This window comes from Synechococcus sp. MIT S1220 (genome assembly GCF_047303025.1).
In the GTDB taxonomy this organism is placed as follows: domain Bacteria; phylum Cyanobacteriota; class Cyanobacteriia; order PCC-6307; family Cyanobiaceae; genus Parasynechococcus.
Genome location: NZ_CP138939.1, coordinates 292319 through 316936, shown reverse-complemented (window position 1 = coordinate 316936; position 24618 = coordinate 292319). Strand labels below are relative to the sequence as shown.

Below are 24618 nucleotides of genomic sequence, written 5' to 3'. Positions count from 1 at the left end.
CCTCCATGCCATTCCTGCTTGCCATGGATCTCCCGATCGGCAGCCAGGTGCCTTTTCAGCAGAACCCCCAGCTTCCGCTGGATCCGATTCAGCTGGCGATTCCTGTGGAGGTGGAGTCCAAATTCGTCGAGAGTTTCGATCCAGTCGCCAGGGCCACTGTGCTTGCCGACACCCTGCCGCGTCAGTGGTGCGGAACGTTTAAGCCTTTCGATGGCAATCCCACCGTTGATGTGTCCCTGAACCTTTCGTCACTCAAGCCGATGGGTCAGATGGTCGATATCCGTGGAAGCATGAACCTCGGAACGGTTACCACGCCTGTCCAGGGCAATCTCCATGCCAAATCCGATCAACTCGATCTGATTCCCTTGGCGGATGTTCTGGTCGCCGGAATGGAACCCGGTGGCATGTTCTTGGGTCTGCAGGACTTCAGCCCCACCAGTTGGTCTCCACCACGTTTGGTCAACACCAATGCCCCATCTGGTGCAATCGGAGGACGTCTGGCGCTGTCGTCGACGTGCGAATCAGTCCCCGTGATGCCTCTCTGGTGATTCATTCGCCCGTCAATCGGGCTGTTTCAAGTGGGCATGTTGATCAAGCGGCACGCTTTTCAAGCCGCTTCAAGCGTTTTTTTGCAGTCGCGTTGTTCGGTTCAACTTTCAAGGTTTTTCGATAACTGTCCATTGCTGCATCAGTATCGAGCAGTTTTTCTTGGGCAAAGGCCAGATTGTTGAGAGCCACTGGATAATCCTGTTTGGCTCTCAGGGCCGACTTGTAGTGGCGAACGGCCGTTTCGAATTCTTTTTGAGCTGCCAGGGAGAAGCCGAGTGCATTTTCGATTAAGGCCCGCGCTTCGTCAGGTTCATCTTTCAGTCGTTTGACAGCTTGTTTCAGGGTTGCTGTGGCCTGGGGATAGAGCCGTTTGCGCAGTTGCACAGATGCCAGCTCATACAGATCAGACGCTTCTCTGGATCCGGCAGTGCCTGCCTGTTCGAGCTTGATCAGCTTGATTTCATCGCGGCGCACACTTAGTAATTGCCGGGCCACCACCACCGCAGCAATGGCAAGCAGGCCGACAAGGCCCAGGAGATAGGTCTGGGGCAGAAGATTCACCAATTGGAATCTGATGAACTCAGGCTTTGGCTGCTGTCACCACATTGGTGAAGCTGCCGGGATCAACAACCGCGAGCTGAGCGAGCATTTTGCGGTTGAGCCGCACATCTGCTTTCTTCAAACCACCCATCAAACGGCTGTAGCTCACGCCATTCACCCGAGCAGCGGCATTGATGCGGGCGATCCAAAGCCGGCGGAAATCACGCTTGCGGCGACGGCGATCCCGGTATGCATTGCACAGGGCTTTCATGACCCGCTGATTGGCGGTCCGGAACAGGGTGCCGTTGCTGCCGCGGAAGCCTCGGGCCAACCGGAGAATCTTGTTACGCCGCTTACGGGCGACGTTGCCTCTCTTGACGCGAGCCATGACGTTGAAAAAGTTGGGTCAGTGCAGATGGACGATGTGGAGCTGAGCCGATCAGGCGTACGGCAGCATCCGCACCACACGGAGCTCGTCCGTTTCATGCACCACGGCCTTGGTGCCGAGGTGACGCTTCTGCTTCGGAGTCTTGTGATCGAGCAGGTGGTTCCGGAAAGCACGCCGACGCATGAACTTGCCAGTGCCGGTCGCCTTGAACCGCTTGGCGGCAGCTTTGCGGGTCTTCAGCTTGGGCATGTCTGCTCGTCCTGGCACAAACGACAAGAATACGACGTGACGCGACCTTTTGATGAGATTCCGCCTGCTGGCGCTCGCGCTTCTGTTTCCAATGGTTGCGGGATGCCGTGCCGCAGATGTGGGTTCGGTGCCAGCAACGCCCACCACGCCCGCGTCGGAGTCGTCCAGCGCTCCGGTACCCGAAGACACCCCTGCCCCGCCAGACGGTTTTGCTCAGGACAGTGATGCCCAGGACAGTGTCGCGCCGGCCAGTGTTGCGCAGGCCAGTGTTGCGCAGGCCAGTGTTGCGATTTCCACCCACCAGGTGGTCCCGCCCCCCCCGCAGCCCAACGCCACAGGATCCACCCTTTGGGTTGCTCTTGCTGATCATCTCGGTGGACAGCCCAAGGCTCCGGTGCTGCGGTTGCAGAGCGCTGCTGGACCACTCACCCTGCGCGATGCTCGAGGCCGGGAATGGACGGACGCCCGTCTGACGATTAGCTGGCGGTCCGCGCCGCTTGATACACCGCTGACGCTGGCCCGCCAGGTGGCCGGACCCTTTGCCAGCTTTGAGTCGGCCGATCGTGTGGCGCGCCGCTGGCGCACCCTCGGCGTGGAAGCTCTGGTGGCCCATCCCGGGGAGTGGGAGGTGTGGGCTCCGCTCGGTTCAGCAGTTCCGGATGGTCTGCGGGTCCGCCAGTGGAGCGATGTGATCCTTTCGGTGGTGAAACCGGTGTTTGAAGCAGCGGAAGGCGGCATCACCCTCGAGGCTCCGGTTCAGATCGAGGCGCCCCAGGGCTTGCGCTGGAAGGGCGGGGTCTATGGCGGCCCCTTCCGGCTGCAAGCGGATGCCTACGGCAGCTGGACTTTGGTGGAGCAGGTGCCGCTCGAGCGTTATCTGGAGGGGGTGGTGCCCCATGAGATTGGGGCCGGTTCGCCGGCGGCGGCGCTGCGGGCGCAGACGGTGCTGGCGCGCACCTGGGCTCTCGCCAACAGCCATCGCTTCCGCATTGATGGCTACCACCTCTGCAGTGACACCCAGTGCCAGGTCTACAGCGATCCGCGCCAGGCCGGTGCTGCGGTGCGTCAGGCGATCGCGGCGACCACGGGGCGTCTGCTGAGCTGGCAGGGCACACCGATCAGTGCTGTGTATCACGCCACCAATGGCGGTGTGATGGCGGCAGGTCCGGAGGCCTGGGCGATGGATCCGGCTCCGTATTTGAAGGCGGAGCTGGATGGTGATTCCGGCTGGGTGGGGCGTCATCGCCTGCCGATGCAGCAGCGAGCAGCAGTGAATGCGCTGCTGGCCGATCGTTCCGGGGCCTACGGCGCTGACCATCCGCTGTTTCGCTGGACCCGCAGCCTCACAGCGACTGAGATCCAGCAAGCTCTGGGTGCGGAGGCCAGTGGGCTGACCTTGCCGTTGGAGCTCTCCGTGCTCGAGCGGGGAGCCAGCGGACGGGTGCTGGCGTTGCAGGTGGCGGGATCCGGAGATGCCCCGCCGGTGGTGCTTCGTCTGGATCGGATTCGCCGCACGCTGCGGCGTTTTCCCAGCACCTTGTTTGTGATCGATGCCGATGGGCCGAACCGTTGGTTCCTGCGCGGTGGCGGCTTCGGTCATGGGGCCGGTTTGTCCCAGGCCGGGGCGATTGATCTGGCCTGGCGGGGCTGGACGACTGAAGCGATCCTGGCCCACTACTACCCAGGGACTGTCTACGGACCCCTGCCTGCAGCTGTTCAGTCCCCTTAGAGTTCTTCCCACTTGAACGGGTGCATGACCCAGGTCACTGCAACTGGTGATCACCGCAGAGTGAAGTCGGCAGCTTTCCTGTTCGCCTGTGGGTGTGCTGGTGCAGCACCGCATTGGTTGGATCCAGCCCGCTCCCTGCTTCCGGCGATCAGCCTGGCGGTCATGCTTGGCGGCTATGGCCTGCGCACGGTGATGCGGGCCCGCAAGAGCGATCCTGTCGATCCTGTTCAGTCTCTGGATGTGGATGCTCTGCCAAGCCTGGATGTGGTGGTGGCGGCACGGGATGAAGAAACGGTGGTGACACGGCTGGTGGAACGGTTGTCCGCGTTGCGGTATCCGAAAGGTCGGCTGTCCACTTGGGTGATTGATGACGGCAGCCTTGACCGCACTCCCCAGATTCTTGATGCGCTGGCCGAGCGCCACCCCCAGCTGAATGTGATCCATCGCAAGCGCGATGCGGGCGGTGGCAAATCCGGGGCGCTGAATACGGCTTTGACGCAGCTCAAGGGGGAATGGCTGCTGGTGCTGGATGCCGATGCCCAGTTGCAGGACGATCTGCTGGAACGCCTGGTGCCCTATGCCCTTGATGGGGGCTGGTCGGCTGTTCAGCTGCGCAAGGCGGTGGTGGATGCCGATCGCAATTGGTTGACGCGCTCTCAGGCGATGGAAATGGCGCTTGATGCCGTGATCCAAAAGGGAAGACTGGGTGCCGGAGGGGTGGCGGAACTGCGGGGCAACGGCCAATTGATTCGCCGTTCCGTGCTGGAGGCTTCGGGTGGATTCAATGAAGACACCGTTACCGATGACCTGGACCTGAGCTTCCGACTGCTCACCCATGGAGCGTTGGTGGGAATTCTTTGGGATCCGCCTGTGCAGGAGGAGGCTGTTCCCAGCCTGACGGCCCTCTGGCGGCAGCGGCAACGCTGGGCCGAAGGAGGCCTGCAGCGCTTCTTTGATTACTGGCCGGCGTTGATGGGTGAGCAGTTGACCTTGCGTCAGCGCTGGGATCTGGCTTGCTTTTTCCTGCTCCAGTACGGCTTGCCGGTGATTTCCTTCGCTGATCTCAGCACCAGCCTGCTCAGCCGCAGCATGCCGATCTATTGGCCTCTGTCGTTCGTTGCTTTCAGTGTGTCGGGTCTGGCGTATTGGCGAGGTTGCCGTGGCGCCAAGGAAGGGCCGCCGGTTCCCTCACCGGGGCCGATCAACCTGTTGATCGCGATTACGTATCTCGTGCATTGGTTCGTGGTGATTCCCTGGGTCACGTTGAAGATGACGGTGCTGCCGAAACGTCTGGTCTGGGCCAAGACCAGCCATGCCGGTGAGCAGCAGCCTGTGCAGGTTTGAGGTCTGCTGGATCAATGCAGCGGAGGGTGGGTTCGGCGATCGGTGGGCTCCTCTGAGGCGTCACCCGCTGGAATCGCCCGTTCCGCGCAGATTCCTTGGGCTGAAAAGTTGAATGGCTTTTTGGGCGGCTGAGATGCTTGGCTTCGATTGATGGCGGGGGTCATGGTCAGCTGCAGCTGGAAGTTGATGCGCATTGGGTCCAGGCGCAACTGTCCCTGGATCAGGCTGATGTCCGCACCAGGATCCGGGGATGCATGCCCTGTGCGAATGAAGGCGGAGGCAGGAGCTTGTGCGTTGATTTGATAGTGCACTGTGTCTCCGATCCGGTCCGGTTGATGGCGATCGAGATGGCGTAGACCTGCCATCGGTTGGATCAAATTCACGGGCCTGATCTGGATCGGTTGGGCTCCCTCCGCCATCCACAGCGTGAATCGCAGTGGTGGGATGTGCTCGGCGGGATGGGGAAGGCCGTTGCGTGTGGCCGTTGTGGGATTCAATTGGCAGATCAGCTTGCAGGCCGGAAGGGCAGCTGCCTCAGCAAGCAGCATTCGATGACGGGCTGATGGGATAGATCATGCATGTTTTGGGCATTGTTTTGGGTGAATCTTTTGGGACGACAGGGTTCGTTCCCTTGTTCAGATGACAAGGTGTTTTCAAGTGATTGGAGGGTGGAGTTTGCACTGACTTAGACGTGGTGCTTCATTGTTTATGGAGAAGAGTTTTGGCGAATGGATGGCTGTATATGTTTGTTGGTGTTCGATGACGGTCTGATTCTTGATGAATTCTTGTCAAATTGAGTGAATCCTGAGAGTGGCCTGAAAAAAATGTTAGAAGTTAGTCCTAGGCAATCAACCGTGCTGCGGCTGTTATCCCTTTGATGGGTTTGGTCGTTGCGGTGGGGTTGCAATTTTGGATTCCTGCGGTTATGGCGCTGAACTTGATTTCAGGCACAGATGGCTCTGATTCACTGCAAGCAACGACTGCATCGGATCGGATTCAGGGGTTCGCTGGTGATGACACGGTACTTGGTGTTGGCGTAGGCGATGTAGTGCGACTTGGTCAGGGAGATGACTCCTTAGTGCTTCCTCTGCGATATACGGGTGGTTCAATTTTGGGGGGTGAAGGTAATGATCGAGTGTCTGTCAAGGGTCCGTTTAGTTTTTCAACCATTGTTGCCGGTCAGGGCAATGATTCGATTGTTTTTTCTGTTGCGCCAACGAGAAGCTATCTCGCAGCAGAGACTGGTGACGACACGATTGTTGTGCAGGCTTCGATTAGAACGACAACGCTTTATGGAGGATTGCCTGGCGCATCAGATGGTAATGATTCGATCACAATCAGCGGATCAATCACCAACTCTGTGATCCAGGGCAATAAGGGGAATGACAGCGTCATGATTGCTGGAACTGTGATGAAAGGAGCAATCGTTGGTGGTGGTGAAGGATCAGATTCCTTGTCTGTTGGACAATCTCTTCAGGGAGAAAGTCTCATGAAAGGTGGTCTTGGTGCAGACACGATCTATGCCAGATCGATTTCAGCCTCCACGGTGCTGGGAGGTCGTGAAATTGGCGATGCTCAGGATGGTTCAGATTCGATTCTGGTGTCTGAAACTGTTGCGAATGCCTATGTGGCAACCAGTGCTGGTTCAGATACATTGTTTGCCAGTGATGTCGCGACATCAACGGTTTCCGGTGGCCTCGGCAACGACTCCCTCGTGCTATCAGGATTAGCGCGATCAAGTTTGCTTCAGGCTGGGCAGGGTGACGACACAATTGCGTTGGCTTCGAATCAGAGGGAACTCGTCAATGTATCGATTTATGGGGGTAATCAGGCGGCCACAAAACTTGGTCAAAATTGGATTGAAGTTGGTGTTACGCAAAACATTCTGACTTCAACAATTTTAGGTTCAGCCGGGCAGGACACGCTGTCGATTACTGCTGCTCAGGAACTGTTTCAATCATTGCTCAAGGGAGGTGCTGCCAATGATTCTCTATTCGTGTCTGGTCGTTTAGTCAATAGCTCGGTTTATGCAGGGCAAGGAAATGACACACTAAATTATATTTATACAGGTGCTGATAATTTATTCCAGTCTGAAATTCGATTGGGTGCTGGTGAAGATTACCTGCTGGGCGGCAAAACCAAACTAAATGGTTTGTTGGTGTCTTTGGATGGAGAAGAAGGTGATGAGAAGGATGGAAATGACACGATGGATATTGAACAGCTTTCTGGATCAACTGTGTATGGCCGCGGCGGCGACGACACGATCAAAGCCGAATTGATCCTGACATCAACGGTGATGGCGGGGAAGGGAGAAGATACGCTTTTGATTGGTACATTAAACGACAATATCAATAAGAATGTGTCAGTTGCTGGTGGTGTGGGCAATGACAGCCTTCATGTTTTTCTGATGGAGGATGGAACGATTGTTGGCGGTGCTGGAAACGACACGATGAAGGTCAGAACACCGGAAACGGGAGAATTTATTCCATTCGAGAGGGCCAAAAATGTCAGCGTTAATGGGGATGAAGGTGATGACAAGCTTGAAATAGGTCAGGGTTCGACGCAAACATTCAACAGCGCCACTGTTGCTGGGGCGGCCGGGGATGACACGATTCGTTTTGATGCTGGTGGAATCAAGGGCAGCTTCTCTGGTGGCGAGGGAAATGATTCGATTTTTCTTCAACCTGGCTTTACTCAAGTGTTCAATGAATCGACTGCCACTGGCGGATCTGGAAACGATTCACTGATCTTTGATGGATCACCTGATGCGATTGACACCGAAATTCGTGGTGGCATTGGATCAGACAGTCTCGCTGTGATTGATGGTGATCTTCAAAGCAGTTCGCTTTTTGGAGGTCAGGGAAATGACACGCTTTATGTGAAGGAAGTGGTCAAAAGTCAATCGGTTTTGTTTGCTGGTTCGAGTGCAGAGTCCACGGGAAGCGGATCAAATTTTGTTGACCTTAATAAAGGGATTACTGAATCAACTCTTTATGGAGAAGCAGGGTCTGACACGATTGAAATTTCAGATGGAGCAGGTGGTTATGCTGTAAGGACAGCGTCTTTGATGTCTGGAGCTGGTGCTGATTCCATTACCTTGACTGGGAGCGTGTACACCGCTGCCGTTTATGCAGGCGCAGGCGACGATACTCTGTATATCAATGGCGCTGTTGATTCGAAAACGACTGTTGATGCAGGTGCTGGTTCGGATTATCTCGATGCGCGTGACTTGTTCAAATCATCAACACTGATCGGTGGGGTTGGCGCCGATACGGTATCGATCATAGATGAGGTTCTTAACAGCGTTGTCAGTGGACATGATGATGGGGACCAGTTCGTATTCGGAAACAAACTGACCAGTACAAGCCTGATCGGTGGTGCAGGCGATGACACCTTTACGTTCAAGTCCACATTCTCTGCGGCGAATGCCACCACCTATTTCTTTGGCAGCAATGATGGCAGCGATACGTTGATCTTTGAAACGGGGATGAGTTCATCCAACCTGCAGGGAACCGGGTTCGTGATGGCCTTTGGTGGTGCGACCAACACCACCTCCCAGGTGTCGGTGAGCACTGGCGCGGCCGTCACCACAGTGACTTACAACGGAAACACGGTGTACATGCAAGGCTTTACATCAACAGGCTTCAGTGATGCCAACGCCGCTGGGATGTCGTTTATCACAATCTCCAATGATGCGATTACCAATTTGGGTTGATTGATTCTTCATTTGTTTATTTGTTCATTGCCCTGCCTTGATTGCTGATCAGGATTCCTTGACGAGGTTCAAGCTGGCGTGTTCACGTGCTGCCCTTAGCTCTGAGATTGCAAGGCTTGTTTGACACATGCACCCTTGAATTGCATGTGGAGATCTTCTTGCTTGGTAATCGGCATGTTCACGTTTAATTTTATCCGCAAGGTTTGTTGCATCTGAAAGGTGAGCGTTTTGGTATTCACTGCAAGATCGCCGCTGACGGCGATGTGCGCCAGCTTGCTCAGGCCTTCGAGGGTTGCATCGCCGTTGGATGGAAACATCGGTTGTATGTAGCCAATCCGATAGGTGATGCGTTCACCATCACGCACAGGCTTCTCATCAATGAGGTGAACAATTTGATCGGAGTCCGCTGCAAGATTGGTGGGAGCGATCGCTATGGGTTCGTCGCTGGCATCCAGCTTCAAGCTGAATTGCGCATCCTTCTTGGAATCTTCAGGAGCAGGCTGGCCATTCATGATCGTTTGTGTGTGATCAGGCCGGCACACCAGTTCATAGGCCGGTGTTAGGGCAAGGTCAGCGAACAGGAGCATGGTGTTTGCGGAGATGGTTTGGTTTTAGGTGAGAAAGAGGTCGCTCATGAGGGCATCGCGTTTATCGATGTTGATCAGGAGCGTTTGAATGCCATTTCGGCTCTCGATCAGCAGATCATCGCCTTGTTGCGTCAACCAGAGTTGCTGGATTGGCCCCTTGTACGAAAGCTGATCACGGTTCAGTTGAAAGTCCAGGATTTGATCATGTCCTTTGGAGAGGCGGAACAGATCGGCCCCTTTGCCTCCCGTGAGTTCGTCATTGTTCGCACCGCCATCGAGAAGGTCATCACCTCGGCCCCCGAAGAGCTGATCATCACCGTGCCCACCGCTGAGCATGTCGTCTCCAGCTCCAAGGTTCATGGTTTGGTTGGAGCGATCGCCGATCACCTGGTTGGCGGCCGTACCGCCATGCACTTCGATCGCGCCAAACAGATAGAGAAATCCCAGTTGGTTCGTCCTCAGCCGGCTGCCTTTGGCTAGGGCGCGCCCATCGAAGACCAGCGGTTGGTGTCTTTCAGTGTCCTGTTGTGGCGTTTTTAGGCTCAAGGCAGAGGGTTCATCTGGATCGCGATCGAGCTGCCTTGGGGTGAGCAACACGGCATCAAGATCGCCGATGGTGTCTTGCGGTTGTTGTTCCACATACCGTGCAATTTGTTGAATGGCCCGCCGTTGTTTTGCACCACTGATGCGGTGCAGCAAGGCCTTCAGATGCGCTTTGGCGTCTTCGCGAGTGAAGCCGGATTGGGTTTGATCAATGGTTAAGGCCAGTTGGGCAGGCAGCTTGATTCTCACTTGGTTTGCATCAGCTTTGGCCTTGGAATCGGCGGAGATCGTGCGCCAAATCGCAGTGGCTTGCTGGTTGCGAATCAGCGTGCGTTGCAGCCCAATTTGTTCATCGTCAGTGATCTCGATGTTGAGCTCCGTCACGCTTGTGTTGTTGACGGTTGGGATTGCTGCGGCTGGGCCCTGGCCTTGAAGGTTGCTGGTGTTTTTTGGGGTGATGGTCCCAGTGATCCCTGGCTCCGTTTTGGTTGGAGTCGTGGTTGGGGTTTTGGTCAGATCTGGTGTTGGCCCGTCAATGGCAATCGTGATGGTGGTTGTTTGACCATCGGATGCTTGAAGTTTGAATTGTTCCGTTTTGCTTTGCTGCTTGGCAATGGTTTGCGCCTTGGCGGCGTTCAAGCTGTAGCGCCATTGGCCATTGAGAAAGCCAAAGGATCCATAGTTGCCGATCTGTTGGCTGCCAGCAATTGTTGGGTTGTCGCCATGGTCTGCATCGTTGATGGTGAGTGTTCCTGTGGCGATGGCCCGGCTGGGGATGCCAACCTGCACACTCCCCGTGAGATCACCAGAAAACACGGAGTCATCTTTGGTTCCAATGATCGTGATTTCAATGTTTTTGCTGCTGCCGTCGGTTGCTTTCAGGTTGAATGTTTCGCCGATTTTGTTGGCATTGCCGGGTGTGAGATGTTGAACTTTGCTTTGGTCTAGTTCGTATCGCCAACGGCCGGAGGCAAGGCTGAAGCTGCCGTATTGCCCAGCAAGATTGAGATCCGGAAAGCTTGGATTGTTGCTGGGATCTGAATTGCTGATGCTGATCGTGCCGGAGGCTGGGGTGGGATCATCTTCCTTAACCTTGAAGATCCCCTCGAGTGTGATTTGCGAACGTTGCGTGCCATTGGGTTGGCTTGGGTTGCTGTTGACTTTTGGTCGAATTTTTTCGGATTTTCCTGTTTTGGCGAAACCGTCTGAGCGGTCGGTCGCGTTGAGTTTGAAGCCAGGCAGTTGATTGCCAGCGTTGATGGCATCAATGCCGGCTTGGCTTAGTACCACCTTCAGCGTGGCCGGCAAGCTGCTGAGCGGTGGATTGGGTTGGAGGTTGTAGGCCTGGATTGAATTGTCGTCGAGATCAAGGCTGATGCTTTGAATCGCTTCACCGGCGTCAACATCATTGATGCTGAATTCGGCGACGCTGGTTTGATTGGCGATCAGGCTGCTTGAGCCTTGGCTGAACTCAGGATTGGCTGTGCTTGAGCGAAGCGTGATCTCTGGTGTGTCGTTGAGGCCTACGACAGTAAAAGAGATGGTTCCTGAGGCCGTGATGGAGGGATCTGCATTGGATGCTGTGGCGTAGTTCACCTGTTCAACGCCTTTCACATCTTGCCCAAGGGCAACGGCGCTTTCACGGTCGGTGATGTAGGTAAAATTGCCGCCGCTATCTAACTTGAACCGCCCGTAGGTTCCATCAACATAGATATCCGATCCAACGCTTCCTTCTGTGCCATTGATCGTGAAAGAGGTGACGTTGTGACCGCTTGGAATTGTTTTTAAGGTGTTTGTTTTTTCTTTGCCTGCTTTGTATTCATAGTCCGCATTGTCTAGCGGTGTATTGAGTTCGCCTTGCCACTGCTGAATGGCCGATGCTGCAACAACATCATTCAGCCATTGTGTTGCGCCAGTGGCGGAATGCAGCAGCTGCTGGGTGTGTTGATTGAGCTTGGTTTTGCTGCTGAACACGTCGGCACCACTGTGCTCTGAAAGCAATGCGATCAGGGCGTGGTTTTGACCAACCTCACAACTCCAGAGAAACAACCGTTGGATCTTCCATCGCCACAGCAGTGATCGTTGTTTTTGTATTGCTGCAGCGTCGAGCCAATGCTGATTGATGCATAAACCTCGGCTGTTGCCATGGGCGATCAAATGCAGATCCTGAATGGCTGCACCCTGCAGCCGTTGTTGATGCAGCAGTCGACTGATGGCCTGTAGGGGATCAGTGCTGCTTGGGATGGTCTGGGCTGGGATCCTGGCCGCAGGAAGCCAATGCTGCAGATCGGGGGCGTGCCCATCCACCAGCAACAGAGCGGTGTGGCTGCTGGGGCAGTGGCTTTGATGCCGCTGAGGGCCAATTGCGGTGGCAGGGATCACGGCGATCAGCCAAACGGATCAGCAGCCAGGAAGGCACGGCGATCCATATCGGCCAAGAGGGTGTCGATACCGCCGGGGCCGGTGATCAGCAGATTGTCTCCCTGTTGGTTGATGCTCAGTTTGCCGGGGTTGCTCGTGATCAGCAGATCTCCTTGGTTGAGGTTGAAATCTTCAATGAGATCCTGGCCTTTGGAGAGTCGGAATTGATCAGCACCTGGTCCGCCGATCAGCACATCATCGCCGTTGCCACCATCGAGGCTGTCGTTTCCTTTGCCGCCATGGAGGGTGTCTTGGCCGGCACCACCGATCACGGTGTCTTCACCGTTGCCGAGGTTGATGGTTTGGGCGGCGCGATCGCCGATCACATGGTTGTCGCCTCTGCCGCTGGAGATGCGGATGTCGCCAAACAGTGAGAGGAAACCGATGTGATCCAGCCGGATGTTGGTTTGGCTGGGCAGATTGCGGCCATCGAGAATCAAGGCCTCATTGAGGTTGCGCCCTTTGGTTGTGCCAACAAGGCCGAGGGTTTTGAGGGGTTGGTTGTCGTTGCGCAGGGATTCAGGAGTGATGCTGCGCAGATCTACGCGCGCTGACCGCTTGCCTGGCAGACCACTGAGATAACGAATGGCATCCCGTTGATGGGCCTTGCGGTCTTTGCTGTTGAGCGTGCTGTAGATCCCCTTGAGGATGAGCTTGGCCTGTTTACTGTTTGCAGAGGCGTCTGTGCCCTGGTGACTTAAGCCCAGTTGGGGCGGCAGTTTGGCTTTGAGTTGATTGCTGGTATCGCTGGCCTGGAAGAGGTTGGCGCTCAGGAAGCCTTTGGTTTTGGCATGGCTGATCAGATCACCGATTAAATCAATTGTTTTGCCTTTGCCGAGCTTGATCGTGAGGTTTTCGATGTTGATCGTAGTGCCGGTGCCAGTGGCGGGTGTGGTGTTGTTGCCCTCTGGCGTTGTTGTTGACGGGGTTTCTATTGGATCGGGATTTGGTTCCACCGGCCGTTCCTTGCTGCCAGCGATGGCAAAACTAAATGACGCTGATGAGCTGTTGGTGCCATCGGAAATGGTGTAGGTGAAATCATCAAACCCGGTTTCACCAATGAGCAGATCAGCGGCTGATTGTTCCGTGGCGTTGTAGGCATAGGAGCCATCGGCGTTCAGGGTGAGGCGGCCATAGGTGCCTGTGATGGGTTGGCCGATGATGCCTGCTTTGCCGGAATCTGCGGCCCCGCCGAGGCGAATCGCGGTGACGAAGGTGGTTGGATTCTTTGTTGGATCGAGTTCAACATTGAGATCATTTTTGAGCACACCGCTTTCGCGTTTGCGGCGTTGTTTGCTGTCTCCAAAGGAAATTGTCGTGCGGTTGTCTTGACCGCCTTCGTATTGATAGAGGTCGTACTTCGCGATGGGTGCCAGCTTGGCTGGCGGTGATTCTGGTGTTGTTGGCTCGGGTGTTGTTGGCTCGGGTGGGGGTGCCACAGGTGTGCCGTAGGTGGAGATGCCGCTTTGGCTGAAACTTTCAATGGGTTTGCCGGCTGCATCTGTTAGGGCTGTGCTGTTGGAGGGCTGGGTGTAGGCCACCTGAACGGTGCTGCCTGCTGCAAATTGATTGCCTTGATTGAGTTTGAGGTTGAGCTGATTGGCGTTGTTCTTGCTGACGCTGACAGCCCTCAGATCGATCGCGGATCCATCGCTGCCTGTGATGGCGAAGTTGAATGGTGAGAGGGTGTTTGCGGTGGAGAGAGCAGCGGTGAATTCAAGGCTGATGCGTGTTGCCGATTTATTGATCTGAGCATTGGCTAAAACGGTGTCTTGCCCTGTGAGTGGATCAGGTTTGACTACCGGATCAGGTGTGACTACTGGATTTGGCTCGACAGTTGGATCAGGTTGTGTTGGTGTTTCAGCAATCGCTTTTGGTTTGGGAATTGGATTGGTAATGGGGATCTCAAAGGGTTCCAGTGAATTGCCGGCCTGATCGTGAATTCCACCATCCTTTTGTTTCGTATAAGATAAAAGGATCTTTTCTCCATGTTCAATTGTTGCGTTGTCATTTCCAATTCGGAAACTAAGTTCATTGCCGTTGCTTTGTTCAGCAATGGGAATCAATGAGAGTTCTTTTTGATTGCTGGTTAGTGATAATCCTTGAAAAGCATCGATGGCGTTGGTAATTGTTTCCGTAAATGACAAGACTAGTTGAAGACCGGATGAGCTATTTCCTTTGATTTCTGCGGTTTCGATTAATGGAAGAATCACATCTATAGACCCTGGCCCTAATTCACTCGATACACTTGCAAATTCTTGCGAATCATTGTCCCCCCAGACAACAACAGAGCCGTCATTTTTCAGTGCTGCGAAAGCGCGGACAGTGGAATAAATATTTTTAACTGAATTTAATCCCTCGACATCTACAGGATTGCCGCCAAAACGATTGCTCCCCCAGGCAACAACAGAGCCGTCATTTTTCAGTGCCGCAAAAGCAAAGCTGGTTGAATAAATATTTTTAACTGAATTTAATCCCTCGACATCTGCAGGATTGCCGCCAGAACCATTGTCCCCCCAGACAACAACAGAGCCGTCGTTTTTTAGTGCCGCAAAAGCATGGTCATTGGAATAAATATGTTTAACTGAATTTAATCCCTCGACATCTACAGGATTGCCGCCAGAATCATTGTCCCCCCAGACAACAACAGAGCCGTCGTTTTTTAGTGCCGCAAAAGCATGGTCATTGGAATAAATATGTTTAACTGAATTTAATACCTCGACATCTACAGGATTGCCGCCAGAATCATTGTCCCCCCAGACAACAACAGAGCCGTCATTTTTCAGTGCCGCGAAAGCGACTTCAGTTGAATAAATATTTTTAACTGAATTTAATCCCTTGACATCTGCAGGATTGCCGCCAAAACGATTGTCCCCCCAGACAACAACAGAGCCGTCATTTTTCAGTGCCGCAAAAGCAAATCTGGTTGAATAAATATGTTTAACTGAATTTAATCCCTCGACATCTGCAGGATTGCCCCCAGAACGATTAAGCCCCCAGGCAACAACAGAGCCGTCATTTTTCAGTGCCGCGAAAGCATGGTCAGTTGAATAAATATTTTTAACTGAATTTAATCCCTTGACATCTTCAGGATTGCCGCCAGAAGAATTACTCCCCTAGGCAACAATAGAGCCGTCATTTTTCAGTGCCGCGAAAGCGACTTCAGTTGAATAAATATTTTTAACTGAATTTAATCCCTCGACATCTGAAGGATTGCCGCCAAAAACACTGCCCCCCCAGACAGCAACAGAGTCGTCATTTTTTAGTGCTGCAAAAGCATATATGTTTGAATAAATATTTTTAACTGAATTTAATCCCTCGACATCTACAGGATTGCCGCCAAAACGACTGTCCCCCCAGACAACAACAGATCCATCGCTTTTTAGAGCGGCGTTAGCGAATGCCGTGCCAAAAATTGCCATAAGCATTAACGCAATTTTTTAAATTTAGCTTGCGCGAGTTGACGTGTATTGAACTTCCATTTGTTTTAAGGTTAAGCCCGCGTCGCTTGATTCTATTCCTAAGTGTATATACTCTTAATCGCAAAATCTAGATGAGATCTGGCTCGTTTCGTTTTGGCAAAAATTAAGAGACTTCCTTCGAAAATATTGCCTTATTGTTTGCCCATCTGATTTTTGTTGGACATCTTTGGTCGTTGTTTGATGTTTTATTTGGAGAAGTAGATCGGCAAGTGCCGTACATACCGCATAATCGGCGCAATTATTTGGCTGGTGTGTCATCGATTGTAGTTTTCAAAAGTGAAGTCCTTGCCCTGCGCCATGGATGGCAGTGGTGCCGATCAGCTCAGTGTTTGGGACGGACGATCTGCCTTCCGGTGTGGCTTGACGCGGTGTTCGGCTGGTGAATCCCTTTGTCATGCCTGTTGCCCTTTTGTTAGAGCAGTGGATCGCACCTGAGCCTTGAGTTGCTGCATCAACCTGCTAGGCATAACGGGCATTCCCTTGATCACGATGCAGCCCCCCGCCGCAGAGCAGATGCTTGTTGAGGGTCAGCAATTTGCAGTCTGGGCCAGCTTCAATGACAATGTTTTTCACAATATTGGCTCATACATTATTAAATTTGCATATCTGACCCGCTTTGGTGGGAATGAGGATAACTATATTGGAAGTGTTGCTGCTACCGAGGTTTCCACAAGTGAGTGTGCCGAAGGGAACTGAATCTGGAAATGATTCAGTTGGATAGCGTCGCTTCTAAGGAGCTGGGAGCTAACGCTCACATTGATAATTTTAATATTTAATTTAATCCGATTGACAATTGCTCTCATGAGATTATGAAGCGAGCTATTGCATATCAACAGAAACAAATATCACATCTGGTAATGGTCATGGGATCCAAATGTCTACTGATTTTCTACTGCGATTATTTCATTGACACAGGCTTTGCATATCGCGGTATCAATTTGAACAACTTGCTTCATGATATCAGCTAATTCTTCTGAAAAGTAAATTGTTATTCCAATGGCTGCAGCGCAGCCAACGCAATAACCAATAGCAGCCCAATCATCTTTAGACATATTATCAATAAAGAGACTCCCGGTATCAAATTTCGCTCCCTTGTAATTAGTTAGCTCGTCATCTGACATTGAATTTTTCATTCCACAGGAGATTCCATCTGGATTCTCTGTCTCATCGTAATCATTTGCTAAGACAGCTTTTGTTACAAGCCTTTCCTTTTTCTTGTTGTACTTAAAGGATTTATTTTTGATAATCAGGGTGTGATTATCTCCAGTGCCTTTATCCGTGTAGGAAAGTGCAGAATTAGGCATGTCGCCATCAAATAAAGTTTTAAATTTCTCGCTGAAATATGACACCTCTCCAGTTCCTGAATTCCTGCCCGGCCTATCCTGGAACCAAACCAAACCATCGTCGCTGATATCAAAGGAAATTTTAAAATTGTCACTACTTTTATTCAGTCTTTTTATCCGTCCCTTCTGACCAGTCATTGTAAAGAGCAGTGAAGGGGCGTCGGTGCTCATTTTATTTTTGACATGAGTTGATCATCTATAGCAGCATGATTTGCGATTCTCATGTTTAATGTTACTTTTTCATAAAAATTTAGCAATTGGCATGTAGCGGCCCTTTAGCTATTGTTTGTAATTTCAGCATCCGCAAAAAACTTAGGAGTTAATATCAAGGACGAGCGTGTGTTAATTCGTTGTTGAATACTAATCTCTTTGCGGCAAAACTGCACTATTCCTGCATTTTGCACTATTCAAGCGTAAGAATTATTGAAGACAATCAAATAAATTAACCAATCAAAGAAGTCCCTTTCAGGCGGCGCTGAGGTAGAGGTAGTCTGAACGGGTAGTTTGATGATTTAAATCTAAATGAATATAACCCTCGCATGCCAATGGTATTGACCAATCAATGATATTGATTGCCTAGAGGTGCAAGGATTGATCGATTGACAGGCGTTATGAGCGGAGCGACCGCGCCGCAGTAACCGAAAACGACCCGTCAAATGCTCCCGCTTTGGTGAAGATCTTTTCTCTCCAGCCTTGATGACGTGATGAGGTCGTTGATCACTGCTGGCATTCCTTCTGTACGTTCTGTGTGATGCAGAGACGGATAGGACTGGCAAGTGTTGTGGCCATCTTCTCCGCGCTGCAGAACAAGCTCAGGAATCTGGAGCTGCTGGCCCTCCATGAGATCGAGGAGGAACGCGGGGGCAGGGTCACGCAAGCCAACCTTGTGGACTTCATCGCGACCACCAAGCAAGGGACGACCCACCGAAGGGGGGCGGCTGGCGCTTGATACCGGCTGGCCAGGTTGGCCGGCTTGGTCGGGTTCGAGGTGCCGAAGAAGTACCGGTACAAGGAATCCTTGCCGCCCACGCGTGAGCACGTCGACGATGATCACCTGATCGGCCGCCTGTTGGATATCCTCCAGGTCGAACAGTTCCTCCCACCTGAGACGGCATGGATGGTCGGGGTTGTGGCAGTGACGGGCTGCAGAGCCAACGAAGTGTTCAGTATCGGCACCTAAACCGGCAGCAGGATCATCAGGACCGGTGAACAGATCCGCTATTGGTGCGCCAAGCGGCAACGCTGCGGCTCATGCGGCAGATAATTAAGTCGGACCCGGCCAAGCGCATCTCTGATTACGACGTGGCCACACTGCTCGGTTCGAGCGTTGAGATCATCCGCAGAATCTACGGGCAAATATTCAGGTCTGAGGCTGTCGAACGTGTGGGGCTAGCTCTCCGCGATGACTAGCAGCCGCTAGCTGCGCAGTCAGAACCCCATGGCCCGGCGCGAGTGCGGTCCAGGTGCCAACGAAGGCGGCTCCGCTGCTTGGTCGGATTCATTTTCCTGAAGTGAGTGCCCTCGACAAACAGGCCCGCGGTCTTGATGCGCTTTGGCGTGTTGGGGTGGATATCCAGTGCTGTGGCGATCTCCTTGGTCGTCAGCTACTCCTCAGGGGTTGAAGTTCTGTAGGTGTTGTTGGGGCGGTACCGGGGCATTGGTGAAGTCTGGCCAGCCATCTCGGATGGCAGGGGCAACATGCAGCCGGCAAATCAGTAACAGAAGAGGCAGATCTCCCACTGTTTCAGCAGTGAGATCAATCAAATCCCTTTTCAGTCTCACCAACATCCATGGGAAACCGCGTGGTCAACTCCTCGGCAATTCAGCAAATCTTGGAGGATGTTTATGCACGCTTCAGAGATCTTCGCGAAGGTCGGCCAGCTGACTACATCCCTGAGTTAGCCAAGGCCAATCCCGACGATTTCGGCATCGTCATCGCCACCACCGATGGTCGCCTTTACGAAGTGGGGGATACAGCGAAGGACTTCACGATTCAGTCGATCTCCAAACCATTCGCGTTTGGGCTGGCCCTGAAGCTCCTCTCCTCAGATCACATGCTCGCGAAGGTGGGAGTTGAGCCCTCTGGCGATGCCTTCAACGCCATCAGCCTTCATCCGGTCACAGGAATTCCCCGGAACCCGATGATCAACGCCGGCGCCATTGCCACCACTGCCCTGATCTGGGCCCACGATCCCGAACGAGCGGAATCGATCTTGCTGGATTTCCTCTCCGATATGGCTGGCAAACGCAAACGCCTCTCTGTTGACGAAGACGTGTTCCGCTCCGAGAGGGACACCGGACACCGCAACCGGGCGATTGGGTACCTGCTGCGCAACTCTGATGTGATCACATCCTCACCTGAGCAAGCGCTGGAGCTGTATTTCCGACAGTGCGCCGTGTCTGTGAGCTGCCGCGATCTTGCTGTCATGGCGGCCACTCTTGCCTGCCAAGGGCGAAATCCCATCACGAACGTGGTGGGGCTCGATGCCATGTGCAACACCGATGTCCTCGCGGTGATGGGCAGCTGCGGCATGTACGACTACACAGGCCAGTGGCTCTACAACGTGGGCATGCCTGCGAAGAGCGGCGTCGGCGGTGGCGTGATGGCCGTCGTGCCAGGGCGCCTTGGCATCGCTGTGTACTCACCGCCCCTGGATACCTACGGCAACTCCTGCCGGGGCATCGCTGTTTGTGAGGAGCTGTCGAAACGACTCGAGCTGCACCTCTTTGACCAGCCCAATCGTGCTGGAACGGTCATTCGTTCCTCCACCAGTGGCCAAAAGCGCTATTCGCGCCGCTGGCGAAGCAAAGTCGATTTCGATCTCCTGAAAGAACACGGCGAGCGGATCAAGGTGCTGCAGGTGCAAGGGGTTCTTGACTTTGCAGCCGTGGAAGAACTGCTGGCCCACCTCGAAGGCAGCACGACGAATGAGTCGTTCGTCGTGCTCGACCTGGCTCAGGTGTTGGCGTTACCGGAAGTCAGTGTCCAATTGCTGCGCGATGCCCTCAGCAATCTGCAGAAGCAAGGAATTTGTTGCCTGGCATGTCGAGGAGAACACCTCAAAAATTTCTGGCCAACAGAGGAAAGCGAAGCCGTGGGCTGGTTCGAAAGCCTTGATAGGGCACTTGAAACGGTCGAGAACCGCCTCCTGGAGCAGTTGCACTGCACGCAGGTTGGCGAACGACTCCCCAACAACTCCATCACTCTGTTGGCAGACCTCGGCGAGCAAACCAGGACTCGTTTGATGCCGCTGCTGGAGCGACGCAACTACAGCACCAACGATCTGCTGTGCCGCAAAGGTGATGCAGGGTCCGAACTCTTTTTGGTGGAGACGGGCCTTATCAGTGCAGGAATCGAGAGTTCGACAACAAGCAAACGGATCCGCTTCGCCACGTTCAGCTCAGGTGTATGCATCGGTGAAATTGCCTTCCTCAACAACCTGCCCCGCACAGCCGACCTCGTGGCGGATGAGGACAGCACCTGCCTTGTGCTGCACCGCGACACCTTCGAGCAGCTTCAGCACGAGGAGCCGGAAGTTGCGATCGACATCATCTTGGCCCTCCACCGCGACTTAGCACGCAAGGTGGATCGCGCCAATCAACAGCTCAGCCTTCTGGAGCAGCGATGAGCTTGGGCGGGCCAATGTCCGAGACTGATCCGATGACAGTTTCACCGTTAACGAAACCACTGCCTGGAGCCCCAGCAGCTTCCTCCAACCGTGGCAGCTACTGGATCACCACTTTCGGCTGCCAGATGAACAAGGCGGATTCCGAGCGGATGGCGGGGATTTTTATTGCCTGAGCAGAGAGGGGAACACATCAGACAGTTACGTCTGACCGATGACCTTCGACACCCGCATTGCACTGTTCCTGCTGAATGAACTCGTCTCAGCGCTAAGGGCCAACGACCCTGACACCTTTAAGCGTTGGCTGTGCGGCTATGTGCAGGACCCTGGGAAGTCTGAAGTGGAAGAGCTGCTTCTGGGCCGGGTTGCCCTTGCTTCTGGGTGCCTTCCTACTGTTTGTTCACGTGCCTGTGATGGCTGAGTCGATGGCCGAGACTGAAGGGAAACAAGAGCCCATCAGCCTAGACGGCTGGTCTTCCCTCAATGACACCATCATGGGCGGCAACTCCCGAGCTGGTTGCCGTGTGGTCGACGATGGCCTGCTCCTGGAGGGGGAGCTGATCGAACGTGGCGGCGGTTTCGTCAGCTGCCGCTCGCCCCGGTTGCAACCACCGTTGGATCTATCCCCGTATTCGGCACTGCAATTGGATCTGGATGGCGAAGGCCGCACCCTCAAGATCGCCATCGGTTGCCGCGATGGAGCACTTGGCCTCACGGAATTGATCCCCGGTGGTTTGCGTTGGGTGATTGATGTTCCCACCAACCCCAACGGAACAACTCAGGTGGTGGTGCCCTTTGCGGATCTCCGCCCCACCGTGCGAGCCAAACCGGTGGGTTTGCCGTTGCGCTTCGATCGATCCGGCATCACCCGGATTCAGGTGTTGCATTCCAAGTTCGGTGATGGCGGCAATCTCAACCCTGGCTTTCGCCCTGGCCCGATCCGGTTGTTGATCCGCTCGATCCGCGCGCTTCCCTAATCCAATGGATTTGTTGGTGCTGATCGCCAAGGCTGCTGATGTTTGCCTCAAGCCCTGGAGCCATGCCGTGGTGCCGCTTGATTCTTCCGCTGCAGCGGAGCTGGATGATTTGAATGTGCGGATCGAATGCCGCGATGGCGATGGACAACGCCACCCCGATCGCGACATTGAATTGGAGATTTACCGCAGTGGCGAAGAAATTAATCTGATGCTCAGTTGGTGGGATCAGCCCGATCGACCGATGCTTTGGCACGGCCGTCATCCGGTGTGGATGGATGGAGAATCGGGCCAGCGCTGCAGTGCACCTCAGGATGCGACACCGCTCGAGGCGCTAGGCCGGCGTCTGCGTTCGTTGGTGCAACCAGGCTGAATCAGCATTGGTTCTCTAGAGCTTTGATCCCAACGATTCAGCGGCGATGGAGTTCGGGTAGGGAGCAATTCCGTGTCGGCATCGAATCGATTTGGTGTATTCCTGTGCTTGTGATCCCCTGTTCGTCTGCGTTTGATCAGTTGATCCCGTCGCTATCCACATCAAGCACCTGGCCGTTGAAGAAGTCCGCCAGGTTTTTGACCTGCCGGTCCAGTCCCGATGCTTCAGCAGGCCGTTGCGGTTGCTGCGTCGCTGGTTGTTGGCTGGATGAGGTTGGTTGTGGTTTCCCGGCTTTTGGCGTGGCTGGTTGTGGGTGGGACGGCTGTGGTGCGGGCGGCTGTTGATCGTGAGTTGGTTGGCCGGCCGGCGGTTGGCTTGAAGATTTTTGTCCCGAATGTTGTTGGGCTTGGGGTGGGGCTGCTGGTGATTGAGCCTGCGTAATCGCGGCTGCAGGCTGTTCCGGTGTTGCTGGCTGTTGCGGTGCTGTTCGCTGTTGCGGCGCAGTTGGCTGTGTTTGAACCGGCGCTGCGGTCGGTTCCGCCGGAATGCTTGCGGCGTTTGCGGCGGCTGTTGCTGCGGGTGGGCTTTGAACCTGGGGCATTGGAACTGGCACCGGCACGGTTGGTGCTGGGGCCGCCACAGCGGGGGCGCCGCCACTGCCGGGTTCAAGAATCAGCTGGCGCGAGCCTCCCAGCGCTTTGGCCACCGCTTGTTCCAGCAAGGATGCTCGGCTCTGCACCATGCTCATCCAGTTGCCGGCCACCTGAACCACGGCCCGGTTCGGATCCAGCCGCACCAGCTGAGCCTGCTGGGACAGGAGCATCCTCGTGGAGGGGAGCTCCAGGCTTCCAAGGATCTGTTGCCACAACTCAGCCAGGTTGGTGCCGCTCGTTGCAACAGCTGGTTCTGCGGCTGTTGCTGCGGGTTGGATTTGCACCATTGGCATTGGCGGTGCTGGTGCCGTCGTCGCTGCTCGTGGCACCGCAGCCGCAATCGGTTCAGCGAGCAGGCCGAGCAACAGCACTTCCAGCCACAGCCGCGGTTGCACGCTCTGGCGTAGTTGCTGTTCTGTGCCCCTTAGTTGGGCCTGCCAATGCAACAGCCTGGCGCGGCCGATCGTTTTGGCCAGATCCGGCAGCTGATCACGGAACTGGGGCGACACGCTGGTGAGTTCCGGCCGGTCCGGTGCGGCGGCCATCAGCACCAGATCTCGGAGGATGCCGGCGAGACCCTGCAGCACGGCGCCGGGATCACGGCCCCGGTCCAGCAGGTTGCGGGTGGCCTCAAGCAGTGCCACCGGTTCTGCGCTGCTCATCGCATGCACCAGCTCCAGCAGTTCCTGTTCCGGCACCGCGCCCAGAAGATCCCACACCGCTGTGGCTTCAATCGGCGGTGGCAGCAGGCTCAGCTGATCCAGCAGGCTTTCGGCATCGCGTAAGCCCCCTTGGGAGCGCTGGGCCACCACATGAATGGCCTCCGGTTGGATCGCAATCGCTTCCTGTTCTGCAATCCAGCTCAGATGGGTTTCAAGGGCTTCTAGAGGAATCCGCCTGAAATCAAAGCGCTGGCAGCGGCTGAGGATGGTGGGCAACACCCGTTGCGGGTCGGTGGTGGCCAGCACAAACACCACCTGGGGTGGTGGCTCCTCAAGTGTTTTCAGCAGTGCATTGAATGCGGCGGTGGAGAGCATGTGGCATTCGTCCACCACGTACACCTTCCAGCGCGCCTGCACCGGGGCAAAGCGTGAGCGTTCGATCAGTTCACGGATGTTGTCGACGCCGGTGTTGGAGGCGGCATCGATCTCAATCACATCCAGGGCCGTGCCCGCTGCGATCGTGGTGCAGAGTTCGCAGCTTCCGCAGGGTTCTGGAGTCGGGCCGTCGCTGCTCAGGCAGTTGAGTGAGCGGGCCAGGATTCGGGCGCTTGATGTTTTGCCGGTGCCGCGCGGGCCACTGAACAGATACGCCGGCGCGATCCGGTTGCTAGTGAGGGCATGGCCGAGGGTGGCGGCGATCGCCTCCTGTCCCACCAGCTGATCGAAACGCTGGGGTCGGTATTTGTGATGCAGCGGCTGGTAGGCCGTACTCATGCGCCGCAGGCTGTTTTGGGAGGCTACTCAGGCTCGCGGGATCCAGGGAGGGCTGGTGGTTGATCCAGCAGAGCATCGATGCGTTGCTTGAGGTCTTCCACGGCCTCCAGTTCGTCCGCCAGGCTCTGGCCCGTGAGCAGCAGCCGTTTGTTGCTGTCTTTCCCCGCTTGTTGCAGCAGCACATCCAGTTTCTGCAGCAGTTTCACGCGCAGCCGTTCGAGCTTTGCCAATCCTTCGCGGGCCAGGGCACGGGCGTTGTCGTCCAGCAATCCCCGCTGCACCAGCAGCTCCAGGCCACTCATCAGCGCCGAGGGCATCAGCTGGCTCCAGTTCCGGGCCCGTTCCAGCATCGACTCAATCTGGCCGCTGCGGTGCCGGCCTGTTTTGCACCAGGTGGCGAAGTGTTCGCAGTTGTTGAACAACAGGTTGTAGTTCTGTTCGCCGATCCGGCTGATCGCCCGTCTGAGCGTTACCCCAGCCGGCGAGGCGTTGGCGTGACCGATCACGCTCAATGGCTGCCCCTGGCTGAACTCCTCCACGGGGCTGCGCAGGATTTCACGCCCTTCGAGGTAATGGGCGACTGTTCCGTCGCCCAGGTCGATGCCGTGGTGATTGAACAGCCCGTGCTGGCGTGGAACCTGCAGATGATCAGCGGCAGCCAAGTGA

Annotated in this window: 24 protein-coding genes; 11 read left to right on the top strand and 13 right to left on the bottom strand. The window is 54.9% G+C overall.

Features of this window, described 5'->3' with window-relative positions; genetic code table 11:
• Window positions 1–5: 5 nt before the first annotated feature.
• On the top strand, window positions 6–548 hold the full coding sequence (locus SIB64_RS01560; protein ID WP_413441592.1) for a hypothetical protein: 543 nt from the start codon (window positions 6–8) through the stop codon (window positions 546–548).
• Window positions 549–591: 43 nt separating this feature from the next.
• Here the strand turns inward: SIB64_RS01560 and SIB64_RS01555 are convergent, their stop codons facing one another.
• From SIB64_RS01555 to rpmI, 3 genes are read right to left on the bottom strand one after another with little or no spacing between them, the layout of a single operon-like run.
• Complete coding sequence (locus SIB64_RS01555) at window positions 592–1110, bottom strand: hypothetical protein (protein ID WP_413441591.1); 519 nt, start codon at window positions 1108–1110, stop codon at window positions 592–594.
• Window positions 1111–1129: 19 nt separating this feature from the next.
• Window positions 1130–1477 (bottom strand): 50S ribosomal protein L20, encoded by a 348-nt coding sequence (rplT, locus tag SIB64_RS01550; RefSeq protein ID WP_413441590.1) that lies wholly within the window; start codon window positions 1475–1477, stop codon window positions 1130–1132.
• A gap of 51 nt (window positions 1478–1528) precedes the next feature.
• Entirely contained in the window at window positions 1529–1726 is a 198-nt protein-coding gene (rpmI, locus tag SIB64_RS01545; protein ID WP_413442816.1) for a 50S ribosomal protein L35, read from the bottom strand.
• Window positions 1727–1778: 52 nt separating this feature from the next.
• Here rpmI and SIB64_RS01540 point away from each other — a divergent pair, with 52 nt between their 5' ends.
• Window positions 1779–3455: a SpoIID/LytB domain-containing protein gene (locus SIB64_RS01540; protein WP_413441589.1), complete on the top strand. Its 1677-nt coding sequence runs from the start codon at window positions 1779–1781 to the stop codon at window positions 3453–3455.
• A 24-nt stretch (window positions 3456–3479) separates the two neighbouring features.
• Window positions 3480–4799, top strand: coding sequence for a glycosyltransferase (locus SIB64_RS01535; RefSeq protein ID WP_413441588.1), 1320 nt, complete (start codon window positions 3480–3482; stop codon window positions 4797–4799).
• 11 nt (window positions 4800–4810) lie between these two features.
• On the opposite strand, the gene SIB64_RS01530 is transcribed toward SIB64_RS01535, so the two are convergent.
• Window positions 4811–5347 carry a hypothetical protein gene (locus SIB64_RS01530; RefSeq protein WP_413441587.1) on the bottom strand — a complete coding sequence of 179 codons (537 nt, stop codon included), beginning with the start codon at window positions 5345–5347 and terminating at the stop codon, window positions 4811–4813.
• Window positions 5348–5676: 329 nt separating this feature from the next.
• Here SIB64_RS01530 and SIB64_RS01525 point away from each other — a divergent pair, with 329 nt between their 5' ends.
• Complete coding sequence (locus tag SIB64_RS01525; protein WP_413441586.1) at window positions 5677–8514, top strand: beta strand repeat-containing protein; 2838 nt, start codon at window positions 5677–5679, stop codon at window positions 8512–8514.
• Between the two features lie 95 nt (window positions 8515–8609).
• Here the strand turns inward: SIB64_RS01525 and SIB64_RS01520 are convergent, their stop codons facing one another.
• The 4 genes from SIB64_RS01520 to SIB64_RS01505 all read right to left on the bottom strand — a co-directional run bounded on the left by SIB64_RS01520 (window position 8610) and on the right by SIB64_RS01505 (window position 15487).
• The gene (locus SIB64_RS01520; RefSeq protein ID WP_413441585.1) at window positions 8610–9101 is read right to left on the bottom strand and encodes a hypothetical protein; all 492 of its coding nucleotides are present in this window, start codon (window positions 9099–9101) and stop codon (window positions 8610–8612) included.
• Between the two features lie 24 nt (window positions 9102–9125).
• A complete protein-coding gene (locus tag SIB64_RS01515; RefSeq protein WP_413441584.1) occupies window positions 9126–12026 on the bottom strand; it encodes a VCBS domain-containing protein in 2901 nt (966 codons plus the stop codon).
• Between the two features lie 5 nt (window positions 12027–12031).
• Complete coding sequence (locus tag SIB64_RS01510; protein ID WP_413441583.1) at window positions 12032–14212, bottom strand: VCBS domain-containing protein; 2181 nt, start codon at window positions 14210–14212, stop codon at window positions 12032–12034.
• A gap of 969 nt (window positions 14213–15181) precedes the next feature.
• Window positions 15182–15487 (bottom strand): hypothetical protein, encoded by a 306-nt coding sequence (locus tag SIB64_RS01505; RefSeq protein WP_413441582.1) that lies wholly within the window; start codon window positions 15485–15487, stop codon window positions 15182–15184.
• A 549-nt stretch (window positions 15488–16036) separates the two neighbouring features.
• On the opposite strand from SIB64_RS01505, the gene SIB64_RS01500 reads away from it, so the two are divergent.
• On the top strand, window positions 16037–16243 hold the full coding sequence (locus SIB64_RS01500; RefSeq protein ID WP_413441581.1) for a hypothetical protein: 207 nt from the start codon (window positions 16037–16039) through the stop codon (window positions 16241–16243).
• Window positions 16244–16425: 182 nt separating this feature from the next.
• On the opposite strand, the gene SIB64_RS01495 is transcribed toward SIB64_RS01500, so the two are convergent.
• Together SIB64_RS01495 and SIB64_RS01490 are read right to left on the bottom strand one after the other, a co-directional pair.
• Window positions 16426–17061 (bottom strand): hypothetical protein, encoded by a 636-nt coding sequence (locus SIB64_RS01495; protein ID WP_413441580.1) that lies wholly within the window; start codon window positions 17059–17061, stop codon window positions 16426–16428.
• Window positions 17062–17542: 481 nt separating this feature from the next.
• Entirely contained in the window at window positions 17543–18130 is a 588-nt protein-coding gene (locus SIB64_RS01490) for a hypothetical protein (RefSeq protein WP_413441579.1), read from the bottom strand.
• 223 nt (window positions 18131–18353) lie between these two features.
• On the opposite strand from SIB64_RS01490, the gene SIB64_RS01485 reads away from it, so the two are divergent.
• Window positions 18354–18512 carry a hypothetical protein gene (locus SIB64_RS01485; protein ID WP_413441578.1) on the top strand — a complete coding sequence of 53 codons (159 nt, stop codon included), beginning with the start codon at window positions 18354–18356 and terminating at the stop codon, window positions 18510–18512.
• Here SIB64_RS01485 and SIB64_RS01480 read toward each other — a convergent pair.
• A complete protein-coding gene (locus SIB64_RS01480; protein WP_413441577.1) occupies window positions 18502–18672 on the bottom strand; it encodes a hypothetical protein in 171 nt (56 codons plus the stop codon). The two genes, SIB64_RS01485 and SIB64_RS01480, sit on opposite strands and share 11 nt — an antisense overlap.
• 8 nt (window positions 18673–18680) lie before the next feature.
• On the opposite strand from SIB64_RS01480, the gene glsA reads away from it, so the two are divergent.
• Genes glsA through SIB64_RS01455 form a run of 5 tightly spaced genes read left to right on the top strand, consistent with a single transcriptional unit; the run spans window position 18681 to window position 21863 of the window.
• On the top strand, window positions 18681–20519 hold the full coding sequence (glsA, locus tag SIB64_RS01475; RefSeq protein ID WP_413441576.1) for a glutaminase A: 1839 nt from the start codon (window positions 18681–18683) through the stop codon (window positions 20517–20519).
• Between the two features lie 32 nt (window positions 20520–20551).
• Complete coding sequence (locus tag SIB64_RS01470; protein WP_413443093.1) at window positions 20552–20692, top strand: hypothetical protein; 141 nt, start codon at window positions 20552–20554, stop codon at window positions 20690–20692.
• A 38-nt stretch (window positions 20693–20730) separates the two neighbouring features.
• Window positions 20731–20937, top strand: coding sequence for a hypothetical protein (locus SIB64_RS01465; RefSeq protein ID WP_413441575.1), 207 nt, complete (start codon window positions 20731–20733; stop codon window positions 20935–20937).
• A 4-nt stretch (window positions 20938–20941) separates the two neighbouring features.
• Entirely contained in the window at window positions 20942–21493 is a 552-nt protein-coding gene (locus SIB64_RS01460; RefSeq protein WP_413441574.1) for a CIA30 family protein, read from the top strand.
• A 4-nt stretch (window positions 21494–21497) separates the two neighbouring features.
• The gene (locus SIB64_RS01455) at window positions 21498–21863 is read left to right on the top strand and encodes a hypothetical protein (RefSeq protein WP_413441573.1); all 366 of its coding nucleotides are present in this window, start codon (window positions 21498–21500) and stop codon (window positions 21861–21863) included.
• A 136-nt stretch (window positions 21864–21999) separates the two neighbouring features.
• On the opposite strand, the gene SIB64_RS01450 is transcribed toward SIB64_RS01455, so the two are convergent.
• The gene (locus SIB64_RS01450) at window positions 22000–23952 is read right to left on the bottom strand and encodes a DNA polymerase III subunit gamma/tau (RefSeq protein WP_413441572.1); all 1953 of its coding nucleotides are present in this window, start codon (window positions 23950–23952) and stop codon (window positions 22000–22002) included.
• Between the two features lie 23 nt (window positions 23953–23975).
• Window positions 23976–24614, bottom strand: coding sequence for a lecithin retinol acyltransferase family protein (locus SIB64_RS01445; RefSeq protein ID WP_413441571.1), 639 nt, complete (start codon window positions 24612–24614; stop codon window positions 23976–23978).
• Between the last annotated feature and the right edge of the window lie 4 nt (window positions 24615–24618).